Here is a 25,950-nt window from a genome sequence, read left to right on the forward strand (position 1 = left end):
ACAAGGGGTTTTCACCATTTGAATTGCCCTTCAGGGGTCATCCACGCGCCCGAAACGAGGACAAAACAGCAATACCCTGTGAAAAATCCTGCCTAAACACCGTTTTTTGTCGGCCTGTCCTGATTGTTAACGACTGAACAGAATTGCAGGTAATCTCCTTTATAATGGTCGGCTTCGCGTATAACCCTGCACGGACGTGACTTTTTATGTCAGCACAATCGGACCGAACATCGCATACTGCGGTGTGCATCGCGGCGTTTGTTATCTATTACAGCCTGTTCTATTTCGCTATTTTCATTCCGGGTTTTATGCGTCTTTACCAAAATGGCCTTGACGGCCCGTTTCTGCATGGCGCCCTGTTGCTCCCCTGCTCGTTGCTGCTGTGGCGTTATTACGGAAGGCACTATGACGGGCTGCTGCCTTTCGGCACGCTGGCGTGGCAAAACCTTGCCGCGCCGCTGCTGGCGCTGCTGGCGATGCTGGTAATGGAAAAGCTGTTCCAGCAGCCTGAGCCGTGGCTGGACTCCCTGGAAGGGTATACGGGGTTAACCCGTTGGGCGTGGGTATTCACCGCCTGTCTGATAGCCCCGGTGAGTGAAGAGATTATTTTTCGCGGCTTTTTGCTCAATGCCAGCCTGGGATGGGGAAAAGTGCCGCAACAAGTCGGTATTGTGCTGACATCTTTATTGTTTGCCGCCATTCATATGCAATATCAGGCGCCGCTCACTTTTATTCAGTTGTTTATTTTTTCTGCGCTATTGTGTGTTGTCCGGCTCGGGACAGGCGGGCTGCTAATACCAATAGTGCTGCATGCGCTGTCGAATCTCTTCGCAGTGGGCGATATCTTCCTGCAATAAAAAAGGAAGGTTTCCCTTCCCTTTTTCGTGGGTTCGCTGACTTCACCTTCAGGACGTCTGAAGGTGAATGTGCCGACAAATCAGAAGCCGAGGCTGTCCAGCAGGTCGTCCACCTGGTCCTGGCTTGCCACCACGCCTGCTTTGGTGGCGTCGAGCTGAGGGCCATTGAGCAGGCTGTCGTTTTCGCGTTTCGGGCGCGCAGACTGCTCTGGGATATTTTCCAGCAGCACCATTAGCAACTGGCGTTCGATCTCCTGGATTACGTCCATCATGCGCTTGATCACCTGACCGGTAAGATCCTGGAAATCCTGCGCCATCATGATGTCCAGCAACTGGGCGTTGGTGAAGCTGGTATGACCCGGAATTTCACCGAGGAACTTGCGGGTATCAGTCACCAGTTCACGGGCGTCTGCCAGTTCAATTGGGTTCTCGAACCACTCGTCCCAGCGCTTGCTCAGCGCTTTTGAATTTTTTTCCATCTCATCCTGGTGAGGCTGAGAGGCTTCCACGCTGTTCAGCGCGCGCTCGGCGGCCTGCGCCGTCATCTGGACCACATAATCCAGGCGATCGCGCGCATCCGGAATCGCTTCCGCTGCTTCGGCAATCGCTTGATCCAGGCCCAACTCGCGCAGACTATCGCGCAGCATGCGCGTCAGGCTACCGATGCGGGCAATAATGTCGCTGGGAGAATGCTCTTCAGAAGGTTTTATTGAAGGTTGCAACATAGTCCGGTCCTCACATGCCAAGTTTCTCGAAGATCTTACCGAGCTTCTCTTCCAGGGTGGCTGCGGTGAACGGTTTCACCACGTAGCCACTTGCACCAGCCTGCGCCGCCGCAATGATGTTCTCTTTTTTCGCTTCAGCCGTCACCATCAGCACCGGCATGGAAGCCATGTTGCTATCGGCACGGATGGTCTTCAGCAGTTCCAGACCATCCATATTTGGCATGTTCCAGTCGGAGATGACAAAACCAAAACCACCGGTCTGCAATTTGTTCAGCGCATCAACACCGTCTTCCGCCTCTTCGACGTTGTTGAATCCCAGCTCTTTCAGCAGGTTGCGCACAATGCGACGCATGGTGGAAAAGTCATCCACAACCAAAAACTTAAGCTCTTTATCCGCCATAAAAAATTACTCCTGGTTCAAATACGTATTGCCTGTCCGGCACTGATTTTCGCCAGCATCTGCTGGCTTACCTGGCTAAGATCGACCACTTCGCTGACGCCACCCATATTGATGGCCTCACGCGGCATGCCGAACACCACACAACTTGCTTCGTTTTGCGCGATGGTCCAGGCTCCCGCCTGGTACATTGCTAACATTCCCGCCGCGCCATCGTTGCCCATCCCCGTAAGGATCACGCCTACGGCGTTGCGCCCCGCATGTTTCGCGACCGAATGAAACAGCACGTCCACCGACGGACGGTGCCGGTTAACTGGCGGTCCATCGTGGATCTTAATCTGATAGTTTGCCCCGCTACGCGCGAGCTCCATATGCTTATCGCCCGGAGCAATATACGCGTGTCCCGGCAGAACGCGCTCACCATCTTCCGCTTCCTTGACGCTGATCTGGCAGAGCTTGTTCAAACGCTCAGCAAATGAGCGGGTAAAGCCCGGCGGCATATGCTGAGTGATTAGAATACCCGGACTTGAGAGCGGCAATGGCTGGAGTACATGACGAATTGCCTCTGTTCCTCCGGTTGACGCCCCAATGACCAGCAATTTTTCCGAGCTGAGCAACGGGCCAGCCTTCAGCAGCGCCGGCGCTTCCATCGTTTTATGCGCAGCAATACGCGCACGCGAAGCGGTGCGCACTTTCTCAGCAATCATTTCGCTGTAGGCCAGCATGCCTTCACGAATGCCGATTTGCGGTTTGGTGACGAAATCAATCGCCCCCAGCTCCAGCGCACGCAGCGTCACTTCCGAGCCTTTACCGGTCAGCGAGGAAACCATCACCACCGGCATTGGCCGCAGACGCATTAATTTCTCAAGAAAATCCAACCCATCCATGCGCGGCATTTCTACATCCAGCGTTAAGACATCCGGGTTGAATTTTTTGATTAGATCCCGGGCGACCAACGGGTCTGGCGCCGTCGCCACCATCTCCATATCGCTGTGGCTATTGATAATTTCTGTCATGATCTGGCGCATCAATGCGGAATCATCGACGGACAACACCCTGATTTTACTCATGCTTTATCCTTACTCAGCGCATAAACAGTCTGCCCACGGAGGCTGAACTCGCGCACGAGGTTGCTGAAGTTCTCCGAATGCCCGGCAAACAATAATCCGTCCGGCTTAAGCAGCGGAGCAAAACGATGCAGAATGTCCTGTTGCGTCGTTTTATCAAAATAAATCATTACGTTACGGCAAAAAATTGCGTCAAAAGGCCCCGGCACGTTGTACTGCTTATCCAGCAGGTTCACCGTGGTGAATTCGACGTAATTCGCCAGTTCTTGCCGTACACGTACCAGCCCGGCATGCGGGCCGGTTCCACGCATAAAATAGCGTTGCATCTGCTGTGGCGAGAGGGTCTTCAATTCGTCCTGGCGATAAATACCGCTGCGTGCTTTTTCCAGCACTTCGGTGTCGATATCGCTGGCAAAGACTTTCCAGCGACCCGGCGCCATGCCCAGCGCATCGGCAAGAGTAATCGCCAGCGAGTAAGGTTCTTCGCCGGTAGAGGCCGCGGCACTCCATACGCGGTATTCACCCGTGCGCTTACGCGCATGCTCAGCCAGTACCGGAAAGTGATGCGCTTCCCGGAAAAATGCGGTGAGATTGGTGGTCAGCGAGTTGATAAACGCTTGCCACTCGGCGCTGTTCTGGTTCGCTTCGAGCATGCTCAGATAGCGACCAAAATCATCCAACCCCAGCGTGCGTAAACGACGAACAAGGCGGTTGTACACCATGTCGCGTTTATGGTCCGCAAGAACGATCCCCGCACGCTGGTAGATCAATTGACATATCCGACGGAAATGCGCATCGGACAGCGCCAGGCGCTGTGTCATCTGTTGCAGTATTGATGACGTTTGCCCTGTGGGCAGTGATGATGTCATAGCGCCTTCTCAACCAGGTTAATTTCAGGATGCAGCAGGCACGGCTTTGGGCGGTGCCACTACGGGTAATGCAACGTGCTCTTCAATCTTAAATACAGCCACTAACGAGGTCAGATTATCCGCCTGGTTTGCCAGTTGATCGGTCGCGGAAGCGGCCTCTTCTACCAGCGCCGCGTTCTGCTGCGTGACCTGATCCATCTGGCTGACCGCCAGCGCAACCTGCTCAATGCCACGACGCTGTTCATCCGACGCAGAGGCAATTTCGCCCATAATGTCGTTGACCTGCGTCACCGAGCGGACGATTTCCGTCATCGTCTGCGCGGCGGTATCCACCAGCGCTGAACCCTGCTGAACGCGGGATACTGACTCTTCAATCAGACCTTTAATCTCTTTTGCCGCCTGGGCGCTGCGGCTGGCCAGGTTACGCACTTCCCCTGCCACCACGGCAAATCCCCGGCCCTGCTCGCCCGCACGCGCCGCTTCCACTGCGGCGTTCAGCGCGAGGATATTGGTCTGAAACGCGATGCCATCAATCACGCTGATGATATCGCCGATTTTTTGCGAGCTGCCGGCAATCTCCTGCATGGTACTCGCCACGCTGGTGGTTTGCTGCCCGCCTTTTCTCGCGGTTTCCGCCGCGCTCTGCGCCAGACCGGAAGCCTGACGCGCGTTGTCGGCGTTCTGCCCGACCGTCGCGGTCAACTGCTCCATGCTGGCTGCGGTTTGCGCCAGCGAAGCGGCCTGCTGTTCAGTGCGCGCCGATAAATCATTGTTGCCTGAAGCAATCTCCGAAATACCGGTATGCATAGCATAACTGCCCTGCCGAACATCGCTGACCGTAGTACGCAGCGCTGCCTGCATTTTTTTCAGGCTGGCGAAGATCGCCGAAATTTCATTACGCCCATAAACGGCAATCGGCTGCGCCAAATTGCCTGCTGCGATGCTGTCAAAGTGGCTGCTGATAATCGCCAGCGGCTGAACAATCATCTTGCGCGACCAGAACAGCGCGATGCTGGTAATCAGCGCCGCAAGGATCACCACCGCAATAAAAATGGCCGCCGAACGGTGATAATTACTTTCGCTGTCCTGCCGTGCCTGCTCGGCAAACTCGTTAATGTGCTTTTCCCACGCGTTAAAATTCGCGTCAAACTGGTCCTGCGACTCCTTAACCGGCGCGGTCATAAAATCTGATAGCTGGTTATTTTCAAGCCAGGTGGCCTGATGCTCCAGATCGCTGCGCCATGTGGCATACGTCGCTTTCGTCCCGTCCTGCAATTTCTGCCCCACAGGCGTTATTGCGGCAATGCCCAGAAACTCTTTCTCTTTCTCATCTGCCAGCTTCAGGCTGGCTTTTGCCCGTGTCATCAGAGCTTTAATATCATCCGGCGGATAACTTAATGCCGTGAGCGTACCCGCTTTATTCAGCAATGTGCTCGCTTCAAGCAGCGTGGCCCGAATTTGCATCAGCGCGCTGCGTTGATGGTTGCTGTTCGCTACTTCCTGTAAATGCGATGTGCTTTGTTTAAAAGCCCAGAAGGACAATCCGTTACTGCCGACCTGCAAAATGCCACACACAATCAAAATCAAAAAAAGTGTTGTCGAGATACGAATACGATTAAACATTAACGCCCCATCTGGCGGAAAAATGTCCGCGGTTAAGAACTGCTAAAATGTTTCCCAGTTATCTTCTTGTCCGGTTGCAAGTTGGCGACTCCGCGCCGGGGTCTTAGCGCTGCCTGCTGCCGGAGTTAAGGCACGCTGCGCCGATTTGCCGGATACAGAAGAAAGGCGGAAAGCAGATACCGCCATCGTCAATCGACTGGCTTGTTCTTCTAAGGCAGCGGCTGCGGCTGCCGATTGTTGTACCAGTGACGCATTCTGTTGCGTGACGCGATCCATCTCGGATACCGCCAGCGCAACCTGATCGATGCCACGGCTCTGTTCGTCCGATGCCGAGGCGATCTCACCCATGATGTCGTTAACACGCGTGACGGCGTTAACAATGTCCGACATGGTTTCACCGGCACTCTCTACAAGCACTGAGCCGGTATCCACGCGGGAAACAGAATCTTCAATTAAGGTTTTAATCTCTTTCGCCGCCTGGGCACTGCGGCTGGCCAGATTACGAACTTCACCGGCAACAACGGCAAAGCCGCGCCCCTGCTCGCCCGCGCGCGCCGCTTCTACTGCCGCGTTCAGCGCCAGGATATTGGTCTGGAAGGCAATACCGTCAATCACACCAATAATGTCAGCGATCTTCTGCGAACTGGTGGCGATATCGTGCATGGTTTTCACCACGCCATCGACGACTTTACCGCCGCGCTCGGCGGTCTCCGACGCACTTTGCGCCAGCAGCGAAGCCTGACGGGCGTTGTCAGCGTTCTGCTTAACCGTCGCCGTCAACTCTTCCATGCTGGCAGCGGTCTGCTCCAGCGCCGAGGCTTGTTCTTCAGTACGCGAGGAGAGATCGTTATTTCCGGCAGCAATTTCGCTGGTGCCGGAGTAAATGGCATCCGAACCCTGGCGCACATTGGTAACGGTATCGATTAACGCGTTCTGCATATGATCGACGCTTTGCGCCAGTTCGGTCATTTCGCTGCGACCGGCAATCGTCAGTGTATGCGTCAGGTTACCGCCCGCAATTTCGCGGATATGAGCGATGACCGATGACAATGGCGACAGCAGAATACGGCGGATCCCATACCAGACGCCGGTCAGTACAATCAGCAAGGCCAGCGCCAGAACCGCCATCTGCCATTTCGCAAAGGTGTAATCGCTGACGCTCTGCTCCCAGGCATTACGGTAGAGGCTGTCGCTCAGTGCAGCATATTTTGCCATCGCGTCACCGAGGGCGTTTTGCATCCCTTGAGTCGGCTGCGCCATAAAGGCGTTGATATTGCCGCTCTCCAGAAACTGAACCAGCTCCGTCAACGCAGCATTATAGGTACGATATTTCTCATCCAGCGCCTGCCGCGCCGCATCCATTTCCGGCAGCGATGGCATGTTGTGAAAGGCGTCGTAATGTTTTGCTGCTTCCGCCAGCGAGGCTTTCGCGCTGTTCAACAGGTCGGTTTTGGCGCTGCTCTGCTGGTTGCCTGGGTCGAGCAACATACGCGCCGACGAGCGGCTCAGGTTGATGCGCGTTTGCAGCATTAATTCCCAGGCTTTTCCCAGTTCAGTTTGTTGCATACGCAGGTCATTAGAAGCAGCAAAACTCTGCTGGTTTTGCTTAAGGGAAGAGAAAAAAAGTCCCCCGGATACGAGCTGCAACAGGGCAAACACTGCCAGCACACTCATCAGCAGAGTAACGACGCGGATACGGTTCAACATGCAACACCTTTTCGATATGTTCTTAATGGTGTTATCGGCATGCGGCCAGGGAACTTTACATTTGCGAAAGGGAATTAAATAGTAACTTGAAATGCAATGTTCGCGGTCAGGGTATCACTCGATCTTTCCTGCAGCGGCGTGGTCTGCGTTGTAAGGTGCAGTCAGTTAACGTTAATGTCGCACCGATAGCGGTTTAATGACTGAGAAATCGCAAAACAAACGACTATGTAAAAGAGGTATTTTTTGTCAGTAAAAATAACGAATTAGAAGAATTGGACGCGTTGTCCAGTGGTAATGAAGGATAAACAAAATAACCGACAAAAAAGTGTATAAAAAAAGCGGATGACCGGTGAGTCATCCGCTCTTGTATGGCGGTTACGCGACGTGCGTTGCCGCGATGTCCAGCAGCGCCATCTCTTCGCTGTTGAGCAGTTTTTCAATGTTCACCAGAATCAGCATCCGGTCGCCAAGCGCACCGAGGCCGGTCAGGTATTCGGTGGACAGGGTGACGGCGAATTCCGGTGCCGGGCGGATCTGGTCCGATGCCAGGGAAAGCACATCAGAGACACCATCCACTACGATGCCAACCACACGCTGTCCCAGATTCAGGACGATAACCACGGTGTTGTCATCATACTCGACGTCGCCCTGGCTGAACTTCACGCGCAGGTCAACAATCGGCACGATCACGCCACGCAGGTTGGTCACGCCTTTGATAAAGTCCGGGGTATTGGCGATACGGGTCACCTGATCGTAGCCACGAATTTCCTGCACTTTGAGAATATCGATGCCGTACTCTTCATCGCCCAGAGTGAATACCAGGAATTCCTGTCCTGACGGCTCGCCAGCCAGTTTTGCTACATTACTCATACCGGTCATGTTTTATACCTTCTACTTAATCAGGCGGCTGTGTGCGCCATACGATGTTCACGATTCAACCCCTGCAACGCTGACACATCCACGATCAGCGCAACACTACCATCGCCCAGGATGGTGGCGGCAGAAATACCCGGCACTTTGCGATAGTTGCTTTCCAGGTTTTTCACCACAACCTGGTGCTGACCGATCAACTGATCAACCAGCAGCGCATAGCGACGACCTGCGCTCTGCAGAATAACGACAATCCCCTGCGTGGCCTCAGTTTTCGCCCCCATCACGTCAAACACTTTCCACAACTCAACCAGCGGCAGGTATTCACCACGTACTTCCAGTACGCGCTCACCACCAGCCAGCGGATGCAGATCTTCTTCACGCGGTTGCAGCGACTCCATCACCGCGTTCAGCGGCAGAATGAAGACTTCGTTGTTCACTTTTACTGACATCCCGTCGAGGATTGCCAGCGTCAGCGGCAGCAGGATACGAATCGTCGTGCCAGAGCCTTGTTTGGATTTTATTTCAACGTGGCCACCCATTTCCTGGATGTTACGTTTTACCACGTCCATGCCCACGCCGCGGCCGGAAACGTCGGTAACCTGCTCTGCGGTTGAGAAACCCGGGGCAAAAATCAGCATGCCGACTTCTTCATCGGTCATGTTTTCGTTGACCGCCATTCCCTGCGAAATCGCTTTCGCCAGGATACGCTCGCGGTTAAGACCAGCACCGTCGTCAGTCACTTCGATGCAGATATTTCCGCCCTGGTGTTCCGCCGAAAGAATCAGGTTACCGATAGGCGATTTACCGGCTTCGACACGTTTTTGTGGGGTTTCAATACCGTGGTCGAGGCTGTTACGCACCAGGTGCGTTAACGGGTCAATGATGCGCTCGATCAGGCTCTTATCCAGTTCCGTCGAGCTACCTTGCAGAGTCAGTTCAACCTGTTTATCCAGCTTGCTCGCCAGATCGCGCACCAGACGCGGGAAGCGGCTAAAGACATATTCCATCGGCATCATACGGATGGACATCACCGATTCCTGCAGGTCACGAGCGTTGCGCTGCAACTGGCTCATGCTGGTGATCAGATCGCCGTGTGTGACCGGATCCAGCTCATTGGAGCGCTGAGCCAGCATCGACTGGGTGATCACCAGTTCTCCGACCAGGTTAATTAGCTGGTCAACTTTTTCAACCGCCACACGGATACTGGTTGATTCGCTGGCACGCGCCGGTTTTTCACGAGCTGCCGGTTGTTCTTTCGCGACCGCTTTCAGCGCCGGAGCCGCTGGTTTCTCCGCCGGAACCGCAACAGGCGCTGGCGTTTCAACCACTTGTGCAACCGCTTCAACTGCTGCAGGCGCGGGGGCTGTCTCTGCGGTGGGTTTTTCGAACGCAATTTGATCGGCTTCGATGACGAAGCACAATACCGCGATAATATCGTCTTCGCTGACGCCGCCATCAAGCGTCACGCTCAGGGTATCAGCCCCCTTCACTACGTCGCTCAACGTTCCGAGGTTACCCAACTCTTCTTCCAGCAGTGCAACTTCGCTCTCTTTCAGGCGAGACAGGACGATGCGCAGTTTGCCGTCGCTTTCGGCAGCTGGCGCAGCAGCGGTTTCGGACTCCAGCGCAGTATCCACAACGGAGAGTTTTGCACCATTTGCAGGGGCAGCGACGACCTCTCCTTTTGCTTCCAGCGCCAGTTGGCGCAGGGCATTGCAGATATATTCAAAGCTGGCGGCGTCTGGCTCTTGCGAGCTTTTATAAGCGTCGAGCTGTTCCTGCATAATATCTTTGGTTTCCAAAAACAGGTTGATAATGTCGGTGTTAAGCTGCATTTCGCCACGCCGGGCCTCATCAAGCAGGTTCTCCATCAGGTGTGTGGTTTCCTGCAGGATGGTAAAACCAAATGTACCTGCGCCTCCTTTAATAGAGTGCGCCGCACGAAAGATGGCGTTGAGCTGTTCCGAATCCGGCGCTTCAGGCACCAGATCCAGCAAATGTTGTTCCATATCAGCCAACAACTCGTCGGCCTCATCGAAGAATGTCTGATAAAAATCACTAATATCCATGCTCACGCTATCACCTCGGATTGGCTTGTGGCGATGTGGGAACTGTTGCCGGAGCCGCCGGTGTGGATGCAGGTGCTGCTCCGACCGCAGGTTCTGGCTGTGTAATCGCGCTTATTGGCGCACTCTCGCTTTCGGCATTCTCATGCAGAATGGCTTCTTCAGTCTGTTTGTTGAGTACCAAAAGACTGATTCGGCGGTTGATTGCTTCATTCGGACCTCTGTCCGCAAGGCGCATTGTTGCCGCCATACCTACAACCCGAAGAATTTTGCCATTATCCAGCCCACCGGCAACCAGCTCACGGCGCGATGCATTTGCACGATCGGCGGAAAGTTCCCAGTTGCTGTACCCTCTTTCGCCATTGGCGTAAGGGAAATCATCGGTGTGGCCCGAAAGGCTCACTTTGTTAGGGATGCCATTCAGTACTGGCGCAATAGCACGCAAAATATCGCGCATATAAGGTTCGACTTCCGCGCTGCCGGTTTTAAACATCGGCCGGTTCTGGCTGTCGATAATCTGAATACGCAACCCTTCCTGCACCAGATCGATTTTCAGGTGCGGACGTAGCGCGCGCAGTTTGGGATCGGCTTCGATTAACTGATCCAGATCGCCACGCAACTTACTCAGCCGCGACTGCTCCATGCGTTTTTTCAAATCGTCAATATTGGGCTGTTTTTGCACTTCGCCCTGTTGCTGTGTGTAGTCATCGCCACCGCCCGGAATCGGGCTTTCGCTGTTTGAAATTCGCTGCCCACCCGTAATTGCGGTTGCTAACGGCGTACGGAAATACTCCGCAATCTGAATAAGTTCTTTCGGGCTGGAGATGGAGATCAACCACATCACCAGGAAGAACGCCATCATCGCCGTCATAAAGTCGGCGTAGGCAATCTTCCAGGAGCCGTGCGCTCCACCGCCATGACCTTTATGTTTTTTTCGTCTGACTACGACGATCGGATGGGACTGGTTTTTCATGCGTCCTCGGTCGTGGTCTGTTGGTTAGGATTTCTGACCGCACGGACGTGTTCATCCAGTTCGATAAACGACGGACGTTCGCTGGAGTACAGCGTTTTACGACCAAACTCGACCGCAATTGGCGGTGCATAACCGTTAAGATTCGACAGCAAGGTGATCTTGACGCACTGCATCATTTTGGCGGTTTCCGCACTCTTCTGGCGTAAAACGCTGGCCAGCGGGGAGATAAAACCGTACGCCAACAGGATGCCGAGGAAGGTTCCCACCATCGCATGTGCAATCAGCGCACCGAGTTCAGCCGCCGGACGATCGGCGGAGGCCAGCGCGTGCACCACCCCCATCACCGCCGCAACGATACCGAACGCGGGCAGCGAATCGCCCACCATCGCCAGCGCATTTGCCGGCACTTCGGCTTCGCTTTCGTGCGTTTCGATCTCTTCGTCCATCAGCGCTTCAATTTCAAAGGTGTTCATGTTGCCGCTGATGATCAGGCGCAGATAATCGACAATAAATTCAAGCATCGTCGCATCCGCAAGAATACGTGGATAGCTGGCGAAAATTTCGCTCTCTTTCGGATTCTCAATATCTCTTTCGAGCGAGAACATCCCTTGCTGACGCGATTTCGCCATCAGGCGGTAAAGCAGAGCCAGCAAATCCATATACATGCTTTTGGTGTATTTCGAACGACGAAACAGCAAAGGCATGGCTTTCATCGTACCTTTGATCGCTTTGCCATTGTTACCAACGATGAATGCACCTACCCCCGCGCCACCGATGATGATCAGTTCAGACGGTTGATAAAGTGCCCCAAGTTCCCCGCCGGTCATCATATAACCGCCAAAGACTGCACCAAGAACAACCAGGTAACCTAATACGATAAGCACGACATCATCCTTCTGCTAATGACTAAGGCTCGGGATAAACATTTCAGAGGGTTAAACCGAATTTCAGGCAAAAAAAAGCAGCGGCATTACTGCACCGCTGCTGGAGTGTTTTCCACCTGTTTCGGTCAAACAGCCTGTTCGATCTGTTCATCCAGCAGTTGTGGAATAATATCGGCAGCATCCCGGGAAAGTTTACGTCTTTTTACCGCGCGGGACGGCGGCTGGCATAAACTACAGGCAAAGCTACCAACAGGCTGGTGTGCGTGCGTAATAAAATTACCGTCACAGCAATTACAGCGAGACAACTCCAGCATTCCGCTTTCCACGAAACGAACCAGTGTCCAGGCGCGAGTCAGCGCCAGCAGCGGCCCATCATCGTTATGAGGGCATTGTTCCAGATAGAGTTTGTACGCTTTGATGACTGCATCAACGCCGCTGCACAGGCCTGTTTTTAACAAAAACTGCCAGGCGTTACAGAACATGGACGCATGAATATTCTGCTCCCAGGTCATAAACCAGTCAGTGGAGAATGGCAGCATGCCTTTAGGCGGCGGGCTACCACGTAACTCTTTGTAGAGTTTAATAAGACGACCACGACTAAGCTGTGTCTCACTCTCCAGCATCTGTAAACGTGCACCCAGCGAAATCAGTTCCATTGCTAACTGAATATCGCGGGCTTCCTGAACAATGCTTTTCTCGCCCATGGTTAAGCCCTTTTCTTTCTTGCCGCATCGCCGGTCTGTGAAGACTCATTCAGCAGGCGGGTTGAAAGTAAAATCCCGGTGTGGACTTGCTGTAAATCATCCACGCGTGATTCCTGGGTCAGACGAGTAATAGTCTGGTGATTGTCAAAACGGAACTGGCAGATAAGCTGATTGGTTTCAGCCAGTTTCACCATTTGTGGAAGGGTTAATTCACCCAGTGTGTTCGCCATCTCTTCGTTAATGCCAAGACGGAACATTGCGGACGCTTTGTCCTGGCTAATCAAACGCTGAGCAAGAAGCAAATACGACAAGTTAATGTCATACACATGTTTCAGCAACTCGGATGTATGCATTTTTCCCATCCCGAATAACCAACTTGTATCTTATGCGGCTGAGCCGCACCCCGTGATGTCGCCGGAAAAAACCGGTATAAAAAAGAAAGGCTAAATGCATAACTGACTTAGGATCTCGCACTCGCGGCACTTCGCTCAAATGTAATGGCCTTGATACGCGCTTAATCATTTCTTACAAAGAACTAAGATTTTTCCTAATTCGACGCAACTGTACTCGTAGGTGCTGACACATACAATCTGACCCGGACAAAAATTTGAAATTTTTGTGATCTGCGTCACAAAATTTAACGGATTATGGGTAATAAATCTATCAGTCCCGCTTGTGATTTGATGCTTTTTTGTTCTGTCAGTCGCTTTTTTTATTCCATTTGGCCGAATACTCATGCAAAACTGCGGCTCCAGGTCATCAACTGGTCTGAGGAGTGACGTTTTGCAACATTCATCGTTACCAAAACGTTTCTATTGCAGATATACAATCAAAAAAGCATATAAAACAACAAATTAAGCTTTCAGGGTCGCTAATTAATTACTATGGGTAATCATTTCAAAATTGTTAGTCATTATGATTGATAGTTTAACAATTTGATCTTAAATTCTTTAAATTTTAGATAAGATTTTAAAATCGGTTAAATGCAGGAATATGCATTAAAGTCTTAGCATAAGAATAATTAATGAATATTTATGATAACCTTCACATCCCCGCAATAATCCTGGGTTGCACTGAGTTCAGAAACAGAGTAATGGTGAGAAAAAATTGATTTGTCGTGGAGAGTGAGAAATGCAATATGCTCATCTTCTGGTCGCTGTTGCGGTGACGCCCGAAAGCCGGCGTTTACTGGCCAAAGCCATTGATATTGCCCGCCCTTTCAATGCCCGCATCTCCCTTATTACCTTAGCTTCCGATCCTGAACTCTATAACCAGCTTGCCGCTCCGATGATGGAAAATGTCCGTGAAGTGTTGCAGGAAGAGACGCAACAATTTCTGGATCAACTCATTAGCGAGGCCGGATACCCTATCGAGCAGGCGCTCATCGCATCAGGCGCATTAAGCGAACATATTCTGCATACCTGCCGTACACAGGGCATCGATTTAGTGGTCTGCGGCAATCACAATCAAACGTTCCTCGCCCGCGCAGCGTGTGCGGCAAAGAGCATCGTTCATGCCAGTGAAGTGGATGTTTTATTGGTGCCTTTAGGAGCGTGAAGCGCTCCTGCTGTCGCAGGAGCGCCGCTGACGTTAAGCCAGCTTCGGAAAGGTCGCCACTTTATGCTGTAGCTGGCTTTGTGCGCTACGTGGCGTGATGCGCTTTAAATCGCGAAGGAACCTCTGCTGCCAGTGGTTGATATCATTCTCCTTAATGATTTCAAGCATTTCTGCATGGCGTGATATGCGCTCTGCCAGCGGCATTCTCAGCGCCCTGTCCATCGCCGCAGCAACATCATCCCGGTCGTAAGGATTCACAATCAGCGCCGATGTCAGCTCATTCGCCGCCCCGGCAAATTGCGACAGTATCAACACACCCGGATCGGCCGGATCCTGCGCCGCAACATACTCTTTCGCGACGAGATTCATGCCGTCACGCAGCGGCGTCACTAAGCCCACTTCGGCGTAACGGAAGACTTTCATCAATACTTTACGGTCAAAGTGCTGGTTCAGATAGTAAAGCGGCGTCCAGCCAAGCTGACCATATTTGCCGTTGATTCGCCCGGCTTCGGTTTCCAGTTGGTGCCGAATATCCTGGTAAGCCTGTACTTCGCCACGGGAGGTTGGCGCAATCTGCGTATAGCGAATTTTTCCGTGATGCTGGGGGAATTTCTCCAGCAGCGTTTCGTAGGCAAGGAAGCGCTCTGGCAAGCCTTTGGAGTAGTCAAGCCGCTCCACAGAGAAAATGTTCTTAACGTTCTTAAGTTCATTTTTCAACTGTGCCAGTTTAGGCGGTAGCGGCCCGGCAGCCTGTTTGGCAATCTCGTCTGGTTCAATCCCTATCGGGTAAACCTCAGTGCGGAAATTTTTCCCCCATGCGACATGTTCTTTACCGCTGCGAGTGGTCAGACGAGTCTTCATTGACAGGCTATCCAGGAACGCCAGTCTGTCGCTTTCGGTCTGAAAACCCATCAGGTCATAATCACAGAGCGCTTCCAGCAGTTCCGCATGCGGCGGCAAGGCATTAAAGATTTCCGGCGTCGGGAAAGGGATATGCAGGAAGAAACCAATCTGATTATTCACGCCGCGCTTGCGCAGTTCGCTGGCAAACGGTAGCAGGTGATAATCGTGGATCCACAGAATGTCATCCTCTTTCAGTAACGGCAGCAGCTTATCCGCCAGCAGCGCATTGACCTGCTGATAACCCTCCCAGGCTTCACGCTGGTAATTGACCAGATCGAGTCGATAGTGGAAAGCAGGCCATAAAACGGCGTTGGAGAATTGCGAATAATACTGTTCGTAATGCTCATCACTGAGGGTAAACGATGCCCAGGTGATATTCCCTTTTGTCACCTTTTTTAGCGGCTGGTCCTCGTCCCCCAGCTCACCGCTCCAGCCGAACCACAGCCCGCCGGTGGCTTTTAATGCTCCCAGAATCCCTACAGCCAGCCCGCCAGCGCTGGCCTTTTTGTTGTCAGGCGGAGCAATACGATTAGATACTACGACTAAGCGACTCATAGCCATCTCTCCTGTTTGTTAGCGCCTGTTGTTTTTCTTGTTGATGGTCAGTGATACGTTCAAGCCACCGATAAACTTCATTTACGCTGTCCAGACGCCATTTTGCCTGCGTCTCGCCAGCACCAACTTTGATTGATTCGCCCCCCAGCGCGTTCACGGTTTTAAACCCATGCTCATCTGTCAAATCATCGCCGACAAAAACCGGTATGCGGCCAGCAAAAGGCGGTGTCTCTAAAAATGCCGCAATGGCCGCTCCCTTATGAATGCCGGACGGTTTAAGCTCCACCACGCATTTCCCTGGCTGCATTGCCAGCTGCGGGTAGCGCGCGACCATGTGCTTTGCCAGTGCAAAAACCGCGTCTTCATGCTGCGGCGCCTGACGGTAGTGCAAAGCAAATGCCATGCCTTTCGCTTCCAGCTCCACGCCGTGAAGCGATGCCACTTCGTGCCGGAGCGAACGCTCCAGCGGTTGTACGATATTTTCCGGTAATGTCACCCGTTCGGTATGACCCTTGATGTCGCGGCGTTCTGCCCCGTGCACGCCAGCCAGCGGAAAACGCCAGGGTTTGGCGAGTTGCTCGAGCTCAGCGATTGAGCGCCCTGAAATCAATGCCAGTGCCCCGTTGTTCATCTCAGCAAGCAATGAAAGTCTGGCCAGCACAGCGTCCGGAACAGAGACATCATCCGGGTGCGGTTTAATGTCAGCGAGGGTGCCATCCAAATCGAAAAAAAAGGCAAAATTACCGGAAAAGAGAGGCGGTACAGATAATGCGTCTTCCACCCTGGTTTCCTCCTTACAGTCTTTGATGAGAGCCGTTCTTCACTAACATCTCATTATCATTAGCCATGTAAGTATAGACAGTGTGACGCTGCTCGCCATTTTAAGCATGACTTACCAGCCGGATTAGCGGCTGGTAAGGTGGAGGGATAAACTATAAGGCTATGTCTAAAAATTACGCGTTAAGGCTTAAACTGTGCGTTTGGACTTTTGTTTGTAGCGGTCGAAAATTACCGCCGCCAGCAGGATCAAACCACGCACCACATACTGTGAGAATGGCGAGATGTTCAGCAGGTTCATGGCGTTTTCGACGGTGCCCAGAATCAGGATCCCGGCAACAACATACGATATTTTGCCAATCCCGCCTTTCAGCGATACACCACCCAATACACAGGCTGAGATAACAATCAACTCATAGCCAATCGACGTCATCGGCTGGCCACTGGTCATACGCGAAGCAAGAATAATCCCCGCTGCCGCTGAGACCAGACCGGAGAGCACAAAGATGATGATTTTCGTGCGTACCACCGGAACGCCCGCCAGGCGGGCCGCTTCTTCATTACCGCCAATCGCCAGCGTATTGCGGCCAAACGTGGTTCTATTGAGCAGGAAGCCAAAAATAATCAGGCAGGCAACCGTCAACCAAATCGGCGCGGGCAGCCCCAGCCAGTTGGCGTAACCGAGGGTGAAGAAACGTTCATCCTCGATGCCGACCGCTTTACCGTCGGAAATAATATACGCCAGCCCGCGGACGATCTGCATCGTGGCAAGCGTGGTGATCAAGGCATTGATCTTCAAACGCGCAATCACGAAGCCGTTAATAAAACCGCTGACCACGCCGAGCAGCAAACCGGCAAATACGCCAATCCACAAACTCTCCGAGATATTAATCACCACTGCTGTGGTTACCCCGGCGCAGGCGATGACCGACGCGACCGACAGGTCAAAATCCCCGGACGCAAGGCAGAACAGCATGCCGCAGGCCACCATGCCGGACATTGAGATCGCCAGCCCCAGCCCTTTCATATTGACGAAAGAGGCGAAGTTCGGCACAAACAGCGCGCAGCCGATAAACAGCACGGCAAACACCACCAGCATGCCGAACTGATCCCAGATTCGCCCAAAGCTGAGCGAGGATTTCGGTGCGCGGGACGTAGTTAAAGATGACATCATTTTCTCCTCACTCAGGCGACAGCCTGGCTAACTTTCGGCATCGCGAGGCTCAGCGCCCGCTGTTCATCACACTGACCGTGAAGCAGTTCACCGGCGATTTCCCCTTCACGCATCACCACGATGCGATCGGCAACGCCGAGCACTTCCGGCAAATCACTGGAGGCAAACAGCACCGCAACACCGCGGGAAGCCAGCGCGTAAATTACGTTGTAGATCTCATGCTTCGCCCCGACATCAATGCCGCGCGTCGGCTCGTCGAGCAAAATGACTTTCATCTCTTCCGATAACCAGCGACCAAGAATTGCCTTTTGCTGGTTGCCACCGGAGAGATTCATAATCAGTTGTTCCGCACCAGGCGTTTTGATATTGAGCGAACGAATATGGTGTTCGGCGTTTTCACTTTCCCAGCCATCATTGATCAGACAACCTGCGCGAATGTATTTGCGCCGGGCGCTGATATTGATGTTCTCCTGCACCGAGTGAACCGGAATAATGCCTTCCGCTTTACGATCTTCCGGGCACAACATCATGCCCGCCTGGATGGCATGCGCCGGTTTAGTAATATTGACTTGCTCGCCGTCGATAAAGACCTGCCCTTCGGTAATTTTCGTCCCGCCGAATAAGCCTTTCATTAATTCACTGCGCCCGGCGCCCACCAGCCCGAACAGGCCGACAATTTCACCGCTGCGCACGTTTAAAGAGATGGGCGTTCGTACGCCTGGCGCTTTAACCTGCTCCAGCCGCAGGCGTTCTGCCCCGTATTCCCGGGGTTTCCAGCCATAAATATCCCCCAGTTCGCGTCCGACCATCGCCTGCACCAACTGGTCATGATTGACCTGCCGCATGTCCGTAAAGGTGCGCACGTAGCGACCATCTTTAAAGACGGTAATGGCATCGCTGAGCGCAAAAATCTCTTCCATGCGGTGGGAGACATAAAGGATCACCCGGCCCTCTTTACGTAGCTCGCGGATCACACGGAACAGGTTGTCGATCTCACGCGCCGAGAGAGAACTGGTGGGTTCATCAAAGGCGATGATTTTGGCGTTGCGCGCCAGCGCCTTGGCAATTTCGACCATTTGCCACTGACCAATGGAGAGATATTTCAGCGGCGTTTGCGGATCGATATCCAGCCCAAGATGCTGAAGCTGCAAACCGGCTTCGTAATTCAGCAACGAACGGTTCACAATGCCGCTCTTGTGCGGGATCTGGCCAAGGTAGATATTCTCCGCGACGGTCATCTCCGGCACCAGATGCAGCTCCTGGTAGATGATCGCCACCCCGGCATTCAGCGCTGCAGTAGTATCCGCGAAGGTGACTTCCTCACCTTTTATTACCAGCGAACCGGTGGTTGGCGCGTAATTGCCGCTGAGGATTTTTAACAGTGTCGATTTACCTGCGCCGTTTTCACCCATCAGGGCGTGGATTTGCCCGGCGTAACAATCAAAACTGATCTCACTGAGCGCTTTCACACCGGGAAACGTCTTGCCGATGCCGCGAAAAGAGAGATAAGGAGTAGACTGTTGCATAACGTCTCCGTAAAGCAGTTCATTGTACGTCTGGCCCCCCGCCTGAAGCGGGGAGCACAATCAACAGAGAATTACAGTCCTTTTTTCGCCAGCTCTTCTTTGAAGTTCTCGCGCGTGATCAGCACCACGTCCGTTACTGCTGTAAATTTCGGTGGTTCAACGCCTTTGGTAACCCAGTTGTAGAGCAGTTGGCTGGTTTTATAGCCATGCACGTCCGGGCTTGGCAGCAGAGAACCGAAGAAGCCGGTTGCCTGCGCTTTCGACAGCTCACTTACCGCATCGACGCCGTTAATACCAATACCGATGACATCCGGCGCTTTAAAGCCCTGGCCTTCTGTTGCACGCACGCCACCCAGCACAGTGTTGTCATTCATGCCCAGCACCAGCCAGTGTTTCACTTCCGGATGCTGTACCAGCAGGGAGTTACCGGCATCAAATGCACCGGGGATATCGTTAGATTTGGTCGGCACCTGGTAGATCTGTTTTTCCGGGAAACCGGCTTTTTTCAGCGCGTCCATAGAACCGGTCGTGCGGCGGCGAGCGGTATCCAGCTCGTTCGCGGTAATCGCCATGACGCCGGTCTCTTTCACATTCCAGCCACGTTTTTGCATCTCTTTATAGAGCTCTTCACCCTGACGCGCGCCGATTTCGCTCGCTGCCATCATCACCAGCGGCACCGAGGTCATCGGTTCGCCTTTGGCGTTGACGAACTGGTCGTCCACCGCAATGACTTTCATGTCATAACCCCGCGCTTTGGCGACAATCGCTGAGCCCAGTTTGGGATCCGGAGTACAAATAACAAATCCTTTTGCGCCGCTGGCCGCCAGGCTATCAATGGCGTTCAGCGTTTTTTCACCATCAGGGACGGCGATTTTAATCACTTCAAAACCTAAATCTTTGCCCGCCTTGTCGGCAAACTTCCATTCAGTCTGGAACCAGGGTTCTTCTGGCTGTTTAACCAGGAACCCGAGCTTCATCGTTTCAGCGATAGCGGATTGTGACATAACGGCAGCCAGACCGATGGCCGCCAACGCTTTAGTGAATTTGTGCATGGTAAACTCCAGCTTTAGCTTTCTTTTATGTAGGGAAAAATAATTACCGGTTCATTTAAAAGTTAATAAAACAAGGCATTAGAGTCCGCACATCCCTGGACACCTGTGCTGGAAGTAGTTTTAGCGGGAAATTGATTCTCCATAGGAGAGCGGCATCACACCGCAGAATTACAGTAATTCTGTACATAAATTCAGCGATATAGCACATAAAAACAGCCGATTTTGTCAGACAAATAGAAAGGATAAAAGCAGGATAATCCATAACATCAGCCAGCTTATCCTTGTCCCGGATGCAGGGCGCATCCGGGCAGAAAAATCACCAGCTATAGTAGATATGATCGGCGTGATCTCGCGCTGCAGTTTCGTCCCCCTGCAAACGCGCAGCAATCGTCAACGCAAAATTGAAAGCCAGCCCGAGGCCTTTACCGCTGATCAGGTTGCCATCTTCCACCACTGGCGCGTCCACATACTCACCATCATTGACAGTTTCGTACAGATCGCCGGAGCAGACATAGCGGCGGCCCTTCAGCAAGCCGTTGCCGCCCAGCACGCGCGCAGCAGCGGAACAGATAGGGCAAATTAACTTGCCGGCTGTGTCGTGCTGTTCAATAAATTGCACCACCGCTTTGCTGGCAGCCAGATTCACGCTGCCCTGCGGCCCGCCGGGTAAGACGACGGCGTCATACAGCTTTGCCTGACGCTCTGTCAGCGTGCTGTCTGCAACCATCGGGATAGCGTGATAACTGACCACCGCGCGGGACTCCGCGCAGGCCAGTGTTTCGACTTCAATATTTAAGCGACGCAGGATATCAATGGTGATAATCGCTTCTGCTTCTTCGAAACCGGGCGCCAACAACACCGCCACTTTTTTCATGTCCGACTCCTTACGTTGAAGGTGGGTTGATTAAAGTGGGGTTATTGTTGATCAAAACAGCGTTTCATAATTCCCGCTGCGTCACATCCCTGCCAGGCAGAGTCCTTAGTGAGCTTCCCCCTGAGGGGTAAATTTCAGTTCAATTAAGGCGATAGCTTTCTGGATTGCACGGCGGGTAACCGGGTCGGCCGCTGCCGGGTGGGTAGCAAAATCGATGCTCTTAAGCTGGTGAGACATTTTCTCACGCACTTCAACCGGCGCGATGACGTCGATAACGTCGAGGATCTGTTTGATGACGAGTTGACAGGCAACGATATCGGATACCAGTTCCTGGTCGGTGGAGAGATTCTGTGACATAGGCGCTCCTTAAATAAAGTGCGCCATAGTAGCGGGAATTCATGTGTATGAGTAGGCCTGGCAGGCGGACGACAGGCATAAAAAAACCTGCTTCAGCAGGTTTTTTTATCATCAGAACATAGCGCCTGGCGGTACGTCTTTGAATGTTTTGCAATAGGTTTCAAACATATGCTTCAGAATTTTACGCAGTTTCATTTTTGCTCCGGCGATTTGTTATGCAGGTGTTACGTCTCAATGCGTACATAATATGACCTCCATCACAAAAATCAACCATCATGTGATAGAAATCACGTTTCAAAAAATGAAAATGCAGTAGCTTTGTTAAAAATTCAGTTATAAATCCTGCAGTTAGCACACTAAAATTTTCTTTAGTATTCTCAATTATTTTTGCAAATGGCAGACCCACAATGAGTGAAAGCACCCTTTTGCGGAAGACTGGAGGTCTTTCTCCCGCTGCGCTACTGGTAGCCGGCGCTTTCTTTATGGAGTTTATCGACGGCACGGTAATCGCGACCGCCCTGCCGGATATGGCAAAAACGTTTGGCGTCGAAGCTGTTGCGCTGAACATCGGTATCAGCGCTTATTTAATTACCCTTGCTGTGCTGATCCCGGCCAGCGGCTGGATCGCCGATCGCTTTGGCGCGCGCAATGTCTTTTCCATGGCGCTGGCTATCTTCACCATGGCATCGATATTGTGTGGGCTGTCGACCAGCGTAGAGATGTTTGTCAGCATGCGTATTTTACAGGGTGTTGGCGGCGCATTGATGGTGCCGGTTGGGCGCCTCGCCGTACTGCGCACCACGCCAAAACATCAGCTTATTACCGCCATCGCCACGCTCACCTGGCCCGCGCTGGTCGCGCCGATCATCGGCCCGCCGCTGGGGGGATTTATTACGCATTACGCTGACTGGCGTTGGATCTTCTTTATTAATGTGCCGCTGGGAATTATGGCGATTTTGCTGGCGCTGCGCATCATTCCCAATATTCGTGAAGAGGAGCGGCGCCCGTTCGATTTACCGGGGTTTATCGCCACGTCGGTGGCGATGGTCAGCCTGGTTTATGCCATGGAGGATTTAGGCGCAGAGCAGCCGCAAGGCGTGCTGACCAGCGGGTTGCTGATACTGGGCGGTTTAACGCTGGCCTTTACCTTGCGCCATTTCCGGCGTGCGCAATGGCCGATGATCCGGCTGGATGCGCTGCAGGTGCCGACCTTTCGTGTGACGATGTACGGCGGCTCGCTGTTTCGTGCATCAATAAGCGCCGTCCCTTTTCTGCTGCCGCTACTGTTCCAGGTCGGTTTTGGTATGGATCCTTTCCACGCAGGGCTGCTGGTGCTGGCGGTATTTGCCGGTAACCTGACGATCAAACCCGCCACGACGCCGCTGATTCGCTGGCTGGGCTTTAAAAAATTGCTGTTGATTAACGGCGCGCTGAATGTGCTGGCGCTGCTGGCCTGCGCTTTTCTCACCTCGGCAACGCCTGTCTGGCTTACCTTTGTGGTGCTGTTCCTGGGCGGCGTCTTCCGTTCGGTACAGTTTACCGGCGTCAGCACCCTCGCCTTTGCCGATGTTCCGTCACCACAAATGAGTTATGCCAATACGCTGTTCAGTACCGCCACACAACTGGCTGTCGGCCTGGGTATCACCCTTGGTGCAATTGGTATTCGTATTGGTGAACATGTCAGTAAGTGGCTGCATCTCACTGGCGTTGAAGGGATCAGTTTCCGGCTGGCATTTGTGTTTATCGCGCTGATCTGCCTGGTTGGCATGTTTGATACGTTGCGCCTGACCAGAGATGCCGGAAGCGCCGTATCGCAGAAGAAAAAAGTGTAAAGAGACCGCCGCAGCCGGGCCAGCTGCGGCGGCGGTTGTTTATCAGGCCAGCACTTCGCGAACGAACGCCTCAATCTCTTTGTTCTGGCAGTGTTCAAAGAAGCACTGCTGGAAGCGCTCGCCGGAGACGGCCGTTTTCACCAGTTCACGGTCAATGGCGCGCAGGGAATCGAGGTAATTGTCTTTAACCACTGCGGCTTTCACCTGGTTCAGGATCCCGGCATTACGCACCTGCGGCTCTTTACGCTCCGGCGGATAACCTTCCCCTTTACGACCGGTAAAGGCTTTCTCAAAAATAAAGCGCACGTTCAGTTCTGCGCCCCAGCCAAAACCTTTCGCAAACGGCAGCGATAACGCATTACCGTTGTTGATCTGGGCAAACAGAAACGCATCCGCTGGATCAATACAGTAGCCGCACACCACGCCCGGATGAATGTTCAGCGACATCAGCGCACCCTGCCCGGTACCGCAGCCGGTGACGACAAAATCCACGGCTTTCGCGTTCAGCAGAATACTCGCCATAATACCCAGGTGGATGTAGGTCAGATGATGGTCATTCTCGTCGCTCATGCCGACGTTAAACACCGGAAAATCTTTTTCATCGGCAACGGCTTTCAGCTCTTTCAGAATGATGGCGTTTTTAGCCGCCTGACTGTTTTCCATCATCAGTGCAATTTTCATTTTTGATCTCCTGTGAACATGCTTCAGATAGCAAAGGTTGGATAAACCATACTATCTGCCAAACATACTTTCAAATTTAATGAAATTTGGTTTTAAAAATCAAAAGCGGGTTCACAGTTTTACATCACTCCCCCGTCGTTTCACCGTCGCGATTAGTAGCACCAGTTCCACGGGTTATTCTGCCGATTGCCCTCCGATCCGCACGTTAAGATGAGAACATGCCAAAATGAATCAGAGTGATTTCATGAAGAAAATTTTTGTTGCCGCCTCGCTGCTCCTGCTTGCTGGCTGTACCCTCACCAAAGAGGCGGAAGTCAGCAGTGTCGATACCACCAGTGGACTGGTGCGTCTGAGCTATAACCAGTCGATGATGCAAACCGCGAATTACGACCAATACACCGCTCAAGGAACGGCTAACAAACAGTGCCAGCAGATGGGTTATGCTACAGCAGTGCCTTTCGGCCAACCGATCGAAACGTGTAGCCTGATCAGCGGTTCGGTTTGCATGAATACAAAAGTCACTATTCAATATCAGTGCCGCGGCATGGCCTTTTCCCATACCACGGGCAGTTGGTAATTGCCGGGCCAGCAATCATGCTGGCCTGCACATTTATTAATAATCAAAACAATTCTCATTTATTTAATTAACCGCTGCAATGCGTGTTATTCTCATTCACTTCGTGAATAAATGTTTTTTCATTTAACCTTTTGCAAATAATTAAATAACAAATTATAGTGGCCGCTCCACTATTCTATTTTTATATTTTCCGGAGCCGCGCCATGTTAAAAGCAGAGATGATTGAAAAACTAAATGAGCAAATGAATCTGGAACTGTTTTCTTCCCTGCTTTATCAGCAGATGAGCGCATGGTGCAGCTACCACAGCTTTGAAGGCGCCGCTGCTTTCCTGCGCCGCCACGCGCAGGAAGAGATGACGCATATGCAGCGTCTGTTTGATTACCTTACGGATACCGGCAGCCTGCCGCGCATCAATACTATCGAGTCGCCGGTTGCTGATTATGCCTCGCTGGATGTGCTGTTTCGCGCCACTTACGAACATGAACAACTGATCACGCAGAAAATTAATGAACTGGCGCACGTTGCTATGACCTCTCAGGATTATCCAACCTTTAATTTCCTGCAATGGTATGTTGCCGAACAGCACGAAGAAGAGAAATTGTTTAAATCTGTTATCGATAAATTAACGCTGGCGGGTAAAAGCGGCGAAGGTTTGTATTTCATCGATAAAGAACTGGCGACGCTGGATACGCAGAACTAATTACGCAGGCGGTAAATAATACTCTTTACCGCCGTTTTTATTAATGTTTGCAGATTTTACTTTCGTGAGTGGAAAACCCCTCTTCAGCCGGAATGAATTTTCCGCGCGCCGCTAAAAAGGTCACTAATTCCGCCGCCGTCATTCCCTCTGCTGAGCAAGTATGAAAACGCGCCGTTTCCCCAAAGCGGACCGTAATGGCCGCAGCGAGACTCTCTGTGGTGTAATGTTCGCCTGATGCAATCATCATATTCAGTACTTCATGACCATGTATTGATGCCATAAATCCTCCTCACAAAAGGTGCATCATAAACACAACATTATCTGTAGATGTTGCGTTAAGACAGGTTTACATGCATCTGGTCCAGCACCAGTCCTGCTTATTTACAGCCTGACAGCAGTAGCGATAGTTTTCCGTTTCCAGCACGATGCCATGATCGAAAAGAGATCGGTTAACTACTCACCGTTTTCGATGCTCCACTCATCTTCCTTTAACCCCTTGGGCAAAGTTTCACCATCAGAATTCGTTTGTACAGATGGCTCAAAAAACACCGTAAATGTATCGTTACACTCTATGTAACGGTCGTTTGACGAAACTACTGAATTATCTTAATCTGCGCCGCAGTTTAGGCTGGTAGTGTG

General features: G+C 52.3%; 27 protein-coding genes. 5 read left to right on the forward strand and 22 right to left on the reverse strand.

From position 1 onward, the window contains the following. Nucleotides 1–206: 206 nt before the first annotated feature. Nucleotides 207–857 carry a CPBP family intramembrane glutamic endopeptidase gene (locus DK872_RS21470; protein WP_035887525.1) on the forward strand — a complete coding sequence of 217 codons (651 nt, stop codon included), beginning with the start codon at nt 207–209 and terminating at the stop codon, nt 855–857. 80 nt (nt 858–937) lie between these two features. Here DK872_RS21470 and cheZ read toward each other — a convergent pair whose 3' ends face one another. From cheZ to flhD, 12 genes are all read right to left on the reverse strand, one after another. Further along, a complete protein-coding gene (cheZ, locus tag DK872_RS21475) occupies nt 938–1,582 on the reverse strand; it encodes a protein phosphatase CheZ (protein WP_007371560.1) in 645 nt (214 codons plus the stop codon). Between the two features lie 10 nt (nt 1,583–1,592). Beyond that, nucleotides 1,593–1,982, reverse strand: coding sequence for a chemotaxis response regulator CheY (gene cheY, locus DK872_RS21480; protein WP_007371559.1), 390 nt, complete (start codon nt 1,980–1,982; stop codon nt 1,593–1,595). Nucleotides 1,983–1,999: 17 nt separating this feature from the next. Further along, nucleotides 2,000–3,049, reverse strand: coding sequence for a chemotaxis response regulator protein-glutamate methylesterase (locus DK872_RS21485; protein WP_007371558.1), 1,050 nt, complete (start codon nt 3,047–3,049; stop codon nt 2,000–2,002). After that, nucleotides 3,046–3,915, reverse strand: coding sequence for a protein-glutamate O-methyltransferase CheR (gene cheR / locus DK872_RS21490; RefSeq protein ID WP_007371557.1), 870 nt, complete (start codon nt 3,913–3,915; stop codon nt 3,046–3,048). The genes DK872_RS21485 and cheR overlap by 4 nt, the downstream gene beginning before the upstream one ends. Nucleotides 3,916–3,939: 24 nt before the next feature. After that, nucleotides 3,940–5,538, reverse strand: coding sequence for a methyl-accepting chemotaxis protein IV (gene tap, locus DK872_RS21495; protein WP_161518803.1), 1,599 nt, complete (start codon nt 5,536–5,538; stop codon nt 3,940–3,942). Between the two features lie 42 nt (nt 5,539–5,580). Next, nucleotides 5,581–7,245, reverse strand: a complete 1,665-nt coding sequence (gene tar, locus DK872_RS21500) for a methyl-accepting chemotaxis protein II (RefSeq protein WP_161518804.1) — start codon at nt 7,243–7,245, stop codon at nt 5,581–5,583. A 375-nt stretch (nt 7,246–7,620) separates the two neighbouring features. Next, the gene (gene cheW, locus DK872_RS21505) at nt 7,621–8,124 is read right to left on the reverse strand and encodes a chemotaxis protein CheW (protein WP_007371553.1); all 504 of its coding nucleotides are present in this window, start codon (nt 8,122–8,124) and stop codon (nt 7,621–7,623) included. Nucleotides 8,125–8,144: 20 nt separating this feature from the next. Next, a complete protein-coding gene (cheA, locus tag DK872_RS21510) occupies nt 8,145–10,193 on the reverse strand; it encodes a chemotaxis protein CheA (RefSeq protein WP_035887530.1) in 2,049 nt (682 codons plus the stop codon). Nucleotides 10,194–10,197: 4 nt separating this feature from the next. After that, on the reverse strand, nt 10,198–11,157 hold the full coding sequence (motB, locus tag DK872_RS21515; protein WP_007371551.1) for a flagellar motor protein MotB: 960 nt from the start codon (nt 11,155–11,157) through the stop codon (nt 10,198–10,200). Then, nucleotides 11,154–12,041 carry a flagellar motor stator protein MotA gene (gene motA, locus DK872_RS21520; protein WP_007371550.1) on the reverse strand — a complete coding sequence of 296 codons (888 nt, stop codon included), beginning with the start codon at nt 12,039–12,041 and terminating at the stop codon, nt 11,154–11,156. Before motA ends, motB begins: the two co-directional genes overlap by 4 nt. Before the next feature lie 125 nt (nt 12,042–12,166). Then, nucleotides 12,167–12,745 carry a flagellar transcriptional regulator FlhC gene (flhC, locus tag DK872_RS21525; protein WP_007371549.1) on the reverse strand — a complete coding sequence of 193 codons (579 nt, stop codon included), beginning with the start codon at nt 12,743–12,745 and terminating at the stop codon, nt 12,167–12,169. Nucleotides 12,746–12,747: 2 nt separating this feature from the next. Then, entirely contained in the window at nt 12,748–13,098 is a 351-nt protein-coding gene (gene flhD, locus DK872_RS21530) for a flagellar transcriptional regulator FlhD (protein WP_007371548.1), read from the reverse strand. A gap of 778 nt (nt 13,099–13,876) precedes the next feature. Here flhD and uspC point away from each other — a divergent pair. After that, nucleotides 13,877–14,302: a universal stress protein UspC gene (gene uspC, locus DK872_RS21535; protein ID WP_007371547.1), complete on the forward strand. Its 426-nt coding sequence runs from the start codon at nt 13,877–13,879 to the stop codon at nt 14,300–14,302. Between the two features lie 33 nt (nt 14,303–14,335). Here the strand turns inward: uspC and otsA are convergent, their stop codons facing one another. The 8 genes from otsA to azuC form a co-directional block, all read right to left on the reverse strand. After that, nucleotides 14,336–15,760 (reverse strand): alpha,alpha-trehalose-phosphate synthase, encoded by a 1,425-nt coding sequence (gene otsA, locus DK872_RS21540; RefSeq protein WP_107146622.1) that lies wholly within the window; start codon nt 15,758–15,760, stop codon nt 14,336–14,338. Then, nucleotides 15,735–16,541: a trehalose-phosphatase gene (gene otsB / locus DK872_RS21545; RefSeq protein WP_035887531.1), complete on the reverse strand. Its 807-nt coding sequence runs from the start codon at nt 16,539–16,541 to the stop codon at nt 15,735–15,737. The genes otsA and otsB overlap by 26 nt, the downstream gene beginning before the upstream one ends. Nucleotides 16,542–16,727: 186 nt before the next feature. Further along, nucleotides 16,728–17,708 carry an L-arabinose ABC transporter permease AraH gene (araH, locus tag DK872_RS21550; protein WP_007371544.1) on the reverse strand — a complete coding sequence of 327 codons (981 nt, stop codon included), beginning with the start codon at nt 17,706–17,708 and terminating at the stop codon, nt 16,728–16,730. 14 nt (nt 17,709–17,722) lie between these two features. Further along, nucleotides 17,723–19,237 carry an L-arabinose ABC transporter ATP-binding protein AraG gene (gene araG / locus DK872_RS21555; RefSeq protein WP_107146621.1) on the reverse strand — a complete coding sequence of 505 codons (1,515 nt, stop codon included), beginning with the start codon at nt 19,235–19,237 and terminating at the stop codon, nt 17,723–17,725. 71 nt (nt 19,238–19,308) lie between these two features. Continuing rightward, nucleotides 19,309–20,289: an arabinose ABC transporter substrate-binding protein gene (locus DK872_RS21560; RefSeq protein WP_007371542.1), complete on the reverse strand. Its 981-nt coding sequence runs from the start codon at nt 20,287–20,289 to the stop codon at nt 19,309–19,311. Nucleotides 20,290–20,605: 316 nt separating this feature from the next. Continuing rightward, nucleotides 20,606–21,163 (reverse strand): DJ-1 family glyoxalase III, encoded by a 558-nt coding sequence (locus DK872_RS21565; RefSeq protein WP_090396612.1) that lies wholly within the window; start codon nt 21,161–21,163, stop codon nt 20,606–20,608. Between the two features lie 105 nt (nt 21,164–21,268). Beyond that, nucleotides 21,269–21,520: a DUF2766 family protein gene (locus DK872_RS21570; protein WP_007371540.1), complete on the reverse strand. Its 252-nt coding sequence runs from the start codon at nt 21,518–21,520 to the stop codon at nt 21,269–21,271. A gap of 111 nt (nt 21,521–21,631) precedes the next feature. After that, a complete protein-coding gene (gene azuC / locus DK872_RS21575; protein WP_017458329.1) occupies nt 21,632–21,715 on the reverse strand; it encodes a stress response protein AzuC in 84 nt (27 codons plus the stop codon). Nucleotides 21,716–21,927: 212 nt separating this feature from the next. On the opposite strand from azuC, the gene DK872_RS21580 reads away from it, so the two are divergent. Then, nucleotides 21,928–23,352, forward strand: a complete 1,425-nt coding sequence (locus DK872_RS21580; protein WP_090396610.1) for an MFS transporter — start codon at nt 21,928–21,930, stop codon at nt 23,350–23,352. 42 nt (nt 23,353–23,394) lie between these two features. Here the strand turns inward: DK872_RS21580 and DK872_RS21585 are convergent, their stop codons facing one another. Beyond that, the gene (locus DK872_RS21585) at nt 23,395–24,033 is read right to left on the reverse strand and encodes an RpiB/LacA/LacB family sugar-phosphate isomerase (RefSeq protein ID WP_035887538.1); all 639 of its coding nucleotides are present in this window, start codon (nt 24,031–24,033) and stop codon (nt 23,395–23,397) included. Between the two features lie 244 nt (nt 24,034–24,277). Here DK872_RS21585 and yecR point away from each other — a divergent pair, with 244 nt between their 5' ends. Both yecR and ftnA read left to right on the forward strand, forming a co-directional pair. Next, on the forward strand, nt 24,278–24,610 hold the full coding sequence (gene yecR / locus DK872_RS21590; protein WP_035887566.1) for a YecR family lipoprotein: 333 nt from the start codon (nt 24,278–24,280) through the stop codon (nt 24,608–24,610). Between the two features lie 203 nt (nt 24,611–24,813). Beyond that, entirely contained in the window at nt 24,814–25,311 is a 498-nt protein-coding gene (gene ftnA, locus DK872_RS21595) for a non-heme ferritin (protein ID WP_007371536.1), read from the forward strand. 40 nt (nt 25,312–25,351) lie between these two features. Here ftnA and DK872_RS21600 read toward each other — a convergent pair whose 3' ends face one another. Next, nucleotides 25,352–25,591: a YecH family metal-binding protein gene (locus tag DK872_RS21600; protein ID WP_035887543.1), complete on the reverse strand. Its 240-nt coding sequence runs from the start codon at nt 25,589–25,591 to the stop codon at nt 25,352–25,354. Nucleotides 25,592–25,950 lie beyond the last annotated feature (359 nt).

Origin of the sequence: Kosakonia sp. MH5, assembly GCF_009935945.1 — a bacterium.
Taxonomy (GTDB): Bacteria; Pseudomonadota; Gammaproteobacteria; order Enterobacterales; family Enterobacteriaceae; genus Kosakonia; species Kosakonia radicincitans.